General features: G+C 69.0%; 7 protein-coding genes and 2 tRNA genes. 3 read left to right on the top strand and 6 right to left on the bottom strand.

Translation table 11 applies throughout. From position 1 onward, the window contains the following. A partial coding sequence (locus DXK32_RS23945; RefSeq protein WP_162801328.1) for a YjbH domain-containing protein occupies positions 1-1,197 on the top strand: 1,197 nt, incomplete at its 5' end. A 34-nt stretch (positions 1,198-1,231) separates the two neighbouring features. On the opposite strand, the gene DXK32_RS23940 is transcribed toward DXK32_RS23945, so the two are convergent. Further along, complete coding sequence (locus DXK32_RS23940) at positions 1,232-1,912, bottom strand: hypothetical protein (protein WP_114860791.1); 681 nt, start codon at positions 1,910-1,912, stop codon at positions 1,232-1,234. Positions 1,913-2,242: 330 nt separating this feature from the next. Here DXK32_RS23940 and DXK32_RS23935 point away from each other — a divergent pair, with 330 nt between their 5' ends. After that, positions 2,243-2,407: a DUF1328 domain-containing protein gene (locus DXK32_RS23935; protein ID WP_035674837.1), complete on the top strand. Its 165-nt coding sequence runs from the start codon at positions 2,243-2,245 to the stop codon at positions 2,405-2,407. A 202-nt stretch (positions 2,408-2,609) separates the two neighbouring features. On the opposite strand, the gene DXK32_RS23930 is transcribed toward DXK32_RS23935, so the two are convergent. After that, on the bottom strand, positions 2,610-3,314 hold the full coding sequence (locus DXK32_RS23930) for a sigma-70 family RNA polymerase sigma factor (protein ID WP_114860790.1): 705 nt from the start codon (positions 3,312-3,314) through the stop codon (positions 2,610-2,612). Between the two features lie 648 nt (positions 3,315-3,962). Here DXK32_RS23930 and DXK32_RS23925 point away from each other — a divergent pair. Continuing rightward, entirely contained in the window at positions 3,963-4,952 is a 990-nt protein-coding gene (locus DXK32_RS23925; protein WP_114860789.1) for a transglycosylase SLT domain-containing protein, read from the top strand. Positions 4,953-5,010: 58 nt separating this feature from the next. On the opposite strand, the gene DXK32_RS23920 is transcribed toward DXK32_RS23925, so the two are convergent. The 4 genes from DXK32_RS23920 to DXK32_RS23905 form a co-directional block, all read right to left on the bottom strand. Next, a tRNA-Glu gene (locus tag DXK32_RS23920) sits at positions 5,011-5,086 on the bottom strand. Between the two features lie 38 nt (positions 5,087-5,124). Beyond that, positions 5,125-5,200: transfer RNA gene (locus tag DXK32_RS23915), tRNA-Glu, on the bottom strand. A 68-nt stretch (positions 5,201-5,268) separates the two neighbouring features. Continuing rightward, positions 5,269-6,333, bottom strand: coding sequence for a threonine aldolase family protein (locus DXK32_RS23910; protein ID WP_114860788.1), 1,065 nt, complete (start codon positions 6,331-6,333; stop codon positions 5,269-5,271). Further along, entirely contained in the window at positions 6,330-6,656 is a 327-nt protein-coding gene (locus DXK32_RS23905) for a hypothetical protein (protein WP_114860787.1), read from the bottom strand. The genes DXK32_RS23910 and DXK32_RS23905 overlap by 4 nt, the downstream gene beginning before the upstream one ends. Positions 6,657-6,700 lie beyond the last annotated feature (44 nt).

Here is a 6,700-nt window from a genome sequence, read left to right as displayed (position 1 = left end):
GCCCTGCCCGCCCCGGACATCGCCGCCCTGGCCCGGCTTCACCGGCTGCCCGCCCGCACCGCGCGGATCGACGGCGACCGCGCCGCCCTGTGGCTGGACCCGGCGGGCGACGGCACCGCCCCGCTGGCGCAGGAGGTTGGGCGCGCCGCCCGCCTGCTGGCTGACGGCGCGCCGCCGGAGGTCGAATGGCTGACCGTCGTCACCGGCAGCAACGGACTGGACGGCACCGCCGTCACCCTGTCGCGTCGCGCCGTCGAGCAGGCGGCCAGCAAGCGCGGCAGCCCCGAGGAGATCTGGCGGACGACCCGCGTGGAACGCTCCGCCGGCCCCCCTCCGGACTGGCCGACGCGGCTCGCCCTGAGCATTACCCCAACGGTGGAGGCCAGCCTGTTCGAGCAGAGCGCCCCGCTGGCGCAGCGGACCTACAGCGACGCGGTGCTGACCGTGGAACCGTTCCGCGGGCTGGTCTTCAGCGGCGGGCTGCGGGTGAACGTCAGCCACAGCCTCCACCTCCTCGACACCAACGCCATCCCGGCGGCGGCCCCGGTGCGCAGCGACCTGCCGCGCTACGCCGACCGGAGCGCCACGGTCGAGCGGCTGTACGCGGCGTGGCTGGCCGCACCTTCCGAGAGGTGGAGCACGCGCCTGTCCCTGGGGCATGTCGAGGAAATGTTCGGCGGCGTCGGCGGCGAGGCGCTGTACCGCCCCCCGACGGCGCGCTGGGCGCTCGGGCTCGACCTCAACCGCGTCTGGAAGCGCCCGCCCAAGGACGCGCTGCGCCTCGCCGCGGAAAGCGGCCGGAACACCGGCCACGCCAGCCTCTATTGGGAGGCGCCGGGAGCCGCCACCACGGGCGTGCTGCGGCTGGGCCGCTATCTCGGCGGGGATTGGGGCGGCACGGTCGAACTGATGCGAGCCTTCGACGGTGGGGTCCGCCTGTCCGCCCAGGTCACTTGGACCGAGGGGCCGGAGGGTGCGCAGAGCCGCTACGGCGGGCGGCTGGAGCAGGGAATCGCGCTGACGGTGCCTTTCAGCCCCGGCGGCTCCTGGCCCCCGGACGGGCGGCTGGCGACCGCGGTGCGCACCCTTGGACGCGACGCGGGGCAACGGCTGCGCCAGCCATTGCCCCTGTACAACGCGTCGGTTTCGGCGGGTTACGGCCGCCTGACCGGATCATGGCCGCGGCTGATGGACTGAGCCGCGGCAAACCGAGATCCGCAAGTGCCGGGGATCAGCGGATTTCGGAGATCGTCCCGGTGTTGGCGTCGAGGAGCACGGTGCTCCAGGTGCCGTTGGCCGACTGGGCCTCCGCCACGTAGTTCTCGCCCTGCTTGCGGAAATCGCGGACCGAGGTGAAGCCGGCGGCGCTGAAGTAGTTCAGCAGCGAGGTCTGCATCAGCTCCTTGCGGTTCTGGCCGCGCTCGGCGCGCTGGGCGGTGTTCGGGTCGACGTTCATGATGACCTGCCGGTTGCCCTGCATGGAGTTGGGCATGGTGTTGTGCATGGAGCCGGTGGCCGAACCGGTGGTCCCCATCGCGCCGCTGTTCGGCATGCTGTTGTTCATGGTGCCGGTCGAACCGTAGGTGCCGGGCGCCGCATAGGTGCCGGTGCTGCCGTAGGTGCCCGCGGTGCCGGCGCCGACGGTGGATTCGGCGCTGCCGCTGGTCACCCGGTCGGGCATGCGGCCGTCGGGCATCCGATTCTGGGTCTGGCGGTTCTGGGTCTGATCGGTCCACGGCTCCGCCCGCTCGTTGGGCAGGCTTTCCACTTGCGGGCTGGTGGTCGGCAGGCCCGACGGGCTGGAGCGTTCGTAAGGCACCTGGGGCGCGTTGTTCTGGTAGGTCTGGGCCATCGCGGCGGGGGCGGCGGCCAGGGTCGCGGCGAGAACGGCGAGGGACAGTTTGGCGTTCATGGCATCCTCTTCTCTCGATAGGGCGTCTCGCACCGGCGGAGCGGTGCCGCGCCTTTTCGCCCGCCCGGCCGGAACCAAGCAGGCTGGCGACCCCGACAACAGCGCTCATCGGCGGTTGTTGCGGTCAAGCCAGCGTTATCGGGATGCCCCTCCCCCTTTTGGAACCGACCCTACCCAAAAAAAGCTCTTTACGGCGGCCGGGGCCGGGAACCTTTGCAAGCTGAGTCGTGTTCTGCACAATACTGACACGCTCTTCACAGAGTACGACGTTCAACAGACTGCGCGCCGGACGAGCCGTAACGCGCTTCGGACCGAGCGAGGGAGGTTAGGATGCTCTATTGGGCACTTGTTTTCTTCGTGATCGCGCTGATCGCCGGCGCGCTCGGCTTTGGCGGGATTGCATCGGCCTCTTCGGGCATTGCGCAAATCCTGTTCTTCCTCTTCCTGATCCTGTTCGCGGCGAGTTTGATTCTGGGCCTGGTCAGGCGCCGCTAGACCCAGCACCCGCCCGGAACCGTCCGGGCGGGCGTTTCCCGCAGCGCGCCCTTGTCCGGTCTTTCACGTCTCGCAAGGCCGGGCTCGCGAGTACCCCGAAAGCCTCTCGATGTTAGCCTCGCACCTGACCGGCAACGCCCCACCCGGAGCGTTGCCGGTTTCTCTGTGCGCCCGGCGTCAGAGGGGAAGACACGAGGACCGGTCAGTCCTCGTCCGTCGGGCTGTGCCCTTCCATGAGCTGGCGCAGAGCCCGCCGTCCGCGCGACAGGCGCGACTTCACGGTGCCGATGGAAATGCCGAGAATGTCGGCGGCCTCGCCGTAGGAGATGCCCTCCAGCCCGATCAGCAGGACCACCTCCCGCTGCTCGGTCGGCAGCAGGCCAAGCGCGCGCTTCAGGTCGCGCAGTTCCAAGCGGACGAACTGGCCGCCATGGGCGGCGCCGATCGCCGCCTGCCCTTCCCCGTCGATGTCCACGACCGCCTGCCGGCGGCGGATGCCGTTGATGTGCAGGTTGCGCAGGATGGTGAAGAGCCAGGCGCGCAGGTTGCTGCCGGGCCGCCAGAGATGCAGGCGCGACAGGGCGCGCTCCAGGCATTCCTGGACGAGATCGTCGGCCAGCGTGGCGTCCCGCACCATGGCGCGGGCGAAACGGCGCAGGCGGGGAATCTCCGCCTCGATCTGCGCGATGATCGCCGGATCGGGGGGCGCCAACGGCGCCGAGGGCGCTTCCGCCGCGTCTTCGACGGCCGGATCGTCGGCTTCGACGCCATCCTCGGCTTCGACCGCAACGTTCAACTCGTCCTCGTCCGCACGGCGGCTTCCCATCACCGGCTTGAGGGCGACGGGGTCAAGCGGCGCGGGGCTGCTTGCCGGACGGCGCAAGGAACTCGCGACGTGGTTCGCCATCGGTGGAACGCTGCCTCCCTGTGTACCGAAAGATGTCCCGATCATGCCGGGCGCGTCTGACAACGCCCGAACCATCGCTCCGGACCCCGCCGAGCGCCGAAAGCGCGCGGGGCTTAACCGGATTCTCCAACGACAATCGTCGGTCCATCAGTACGTAATGGCGCGCCTCAGGGGCTGCCAGTTGGGAAAAAGGCTAAGCCCCTTAACAATTTGGCGAGATTACCCCTAAATGCCATGGATTGCCCGATTGCTCCCGTAGCATTCGTTCGGGGATGAGGTATCGTCTCCGGACATACGGGAGGCTTCATGACTTTGCTCAAAAGGAAAAGGCCGGCTGGCTTTAACCAACCGACCTCAAATCTCCTTTGCGGGATAGCCATGTCTATGGCCAACGATGAATTCGCTCATTCATCCTTCCGCAGGTCCGCTGCCAGCGGTTCTTCTTCTGTGTATAGGCGGCGTTTCCGTCCCTTAGCGGAAGTCTTATTTCATTGTGTTCCGCTTCCTCTCTTGGCCGGAACCATATCGCATTACGTCTTTCGTGGACAGCCGGACGTTGGCTCTAAGGCGGCGATCTTCCCGCATACGCCGAAAGACCGGTCGGCTTCACCAATCGGCAAAAGCTGCGTCAAGACGGTGAAAAGCGCGGTGGCGCTGGCCGCCGGCGGGCTGATCGCGTCCTTTCTGACGGCGTCGCCGGCCATGGCCCAGGACGCATCCGCCCAACCGGCCGTGCAGACGGCGACGGCCCAGCCCCCCGCCTTCCAAAGCTCGACCGAGCGCACGATCCGCGCGCTGGAGGCGCTCGCCAGCAAGGGCAGCGCCCGCGCCCAATATGAGCTGGCCATGCGCTACGAGGTCGGCAAAGGCGTGAACCGGGATGAGCGGATGGCCCTCTCCCTTTACTGCCGGGCGGCCCGCCAGGACTATCCCGAAGCCGCCTACCGCGCCGGACGCATGCACATGGCCGGCCGTGGCGCGGTGTCGAAGGACGAGGATCTCGGCCGCTCCTGGCTGCGCCGCGCCGCGCTGCTGGGCAACGAGGACGCGGCGCAGATGGTCAAGGTCGGGACAGGCAAGAGCACGGCGGGGAAGGCTCCCGACCGCTGCGAACCGCCGAGCGTGCGCTGGGGCGTGATCCGCATGCCGCCCAAGGAAATCCGCGCCATGGTCACCAAAATGGCTCCCAGCTACGGGCTCGACCCCGATCTGGTGCTGGCGGTGATCGCCGTGGAATCCGGCTACCGCGTCGATGTGGTGTCGGAAAAGAACGCCATGGGGCTGATGCAGCTCATCCCGGAGACGGCGGAGCGCTTCGGCGTGACCAAGCCCTTCGACCCCGAGCAGAACCTGCGCGGCGGCATGAAGTATCTGCGCTGGCTGCTGGCCTATTTCGACGGCAACGTGACCCTGGCGCTGGCCGGCTACAACGCGGGCGAAGGGGCGGTGGTCCAGTACAAGGGCGTCCCGCCCTACCGCGAGACGCAGGATTACGTGGTCAAGGTCCACAGCGTCTACCCGCGCCGCGTCCACCCCCACGATTCGAGCGTGGCGCGCTCGGCCGGCCTGCCCGCCGCCAAGCAGGAGGAGGTCGCCGAGTTGAGCACGTCCACCCGGACGGGCGGCACAAAGCGGTAATGCCAAAACGACGATGGCCCGCCGAAAGGCGGGCCGTGGATCGTGGTGCCGGAAAGGATGGCGTCCCCTAGGGGATTCGAACCCCTGTTACCGCCGTGAGAGGGCGGTGTCCTAGGCCTCTAGACGAAGGGGACCTTCATCGGGCGATGCTCGGTTGCCAGCCGAACGAAAGTGGCGTCCCCTAGGGGATTCGAACCCCTGTTACCGCCGTGAGAGGGCGGTGTCCTAGGCCTCTAGACGAAGGGGACAGTCTTTCGTCGTCTGACGACGTGGCGTCGTCGGCGTGGCGGGTTTTTAGCGAACCCACCCGGTCCGATCAAGCCTTTTCTGACAGATCCTTGGCGATTTTCAGAAAAGAATTCACGACGGCCTGCGGCGTGTCGAAGGCGGTGACCAGACGCAGCAGATCCCCCTCCCAGCGGTAGAAGCGATAGCCCGCCGCCTCCAGCCCATCGGCCACCGCGGCGGGCAGATGCACAAAGATTTCGTTGGCCTCCACCGGATGGGCCAGCTCCGCCCCCGGCAGTGCGGCAAGGCCCTGCGACAGCCGGTCGGCCATGGCGTTGGCGTGGCGGGCCAGCCGCAGCCACAGGCCGTCAGCCAGCCAGGCGTCGAGCTGCGCCGACAGAAAGCGGCCCTTGGACACCAGATGCCCGGCCCGCTTGCGCAGGAAGCCGAAATCCTCGGCCAGCGCCGGGTTGAAGAACACCACGGCCTCCGCGGCGAGGCAGCCGCCCTTGGTGCCGCCCAGCGACAGCACGTCCACACCGGCCTTCCAGGTCACCTCCGCCGGGGCGCAGCCCAGCCGGGCCACCGCGTTGGCGAAGCGGGCGCCGTCCATGTGCACGGCCATGCCGTGGGCGTGGGCGACGTCGGACAGGGCCGCCACCTCCTGCGGACGATAGACCGTGCCGGCCTCCGTCGCCTGGGTCAGGCTGAGAGCGGCGGGCTGCACCCGGTGCACCACGCCGATGCCCGCACCGCCGAGCGCCGCGGTCAGCGCGGCGGGGGTCAGCTTGCCGCCCTCCCCGGCCAGCGGCACCAGCTTGGCCCCACCGGTGGCCATTTCGGGCGCGCCGCACTCGTCGACGTGGATGTGGCTTTCCTGGTGGCAGTAGACCGCGCCGTAGGGCGGGACCAGGGCCGACAGAGCCAGCGCGTTGGCGGCCGTCCCGGTGGCGACCGGGAACACCGTCACCTCGGCCTCGAAGAGGGTCGACAGGCGGCGGGTGACGCTGGCGGTCAGCGGGTCCTGCCCATAGGGGTCGGCGGACCCGACCGCGGCCGCGGCCAGGGCGTTGACCACCTCCGGCGCGGCGCCGGCCACATTGTCGCTGCGGAAGTCGTACAGGAAGGGCGTGGTCGGGATGGCGTCGGTCATGGCGCGGCGGCTCCGGCGGTGACGGTCACGGCGATGGCGCCGGTGCGCGGGTCCATCACATAAAGGCGGTCCGCGGCGTCCGGTATGGTGACGCGGAAGACCACACGGTTGCCCACCGCCACCGGCTCGCCCAGGCGCGCGCCCGCCGGCAGGCCCAGCACAACCTCCTCCGTCCGGCCGGCGGCGGTGATCGCTCGCTCGGCGTCGACGGCGGCCCGGCGCTCCGGATCGTTGATGCGCTTGTAGAGTTCGACGCCGAGGAACGCGAAGCCGGCGATGATCATCACGCCCATGATGACGATGAGTGCCTTGAGGAACTGCACGGTTTGGGGTCCACTCTCGCGCGAATGTGAGGAGTTTTGCCGAA

It is taken from the genome of Azospirillum brasilense (genome assembly GCF_003349955.1).
GTDB classification, from domain to species: Bacteria; Pseudomonadota; Alphaproteobacteria; order Azospirillales; family Azospirillaceae; genus Azospirillum; species Azospirillum brasilense_B.
Note: the sequence above shows the minus strand (reverse complement) of the source record. Positions and strands in the feature narration are given on the sequence as shown.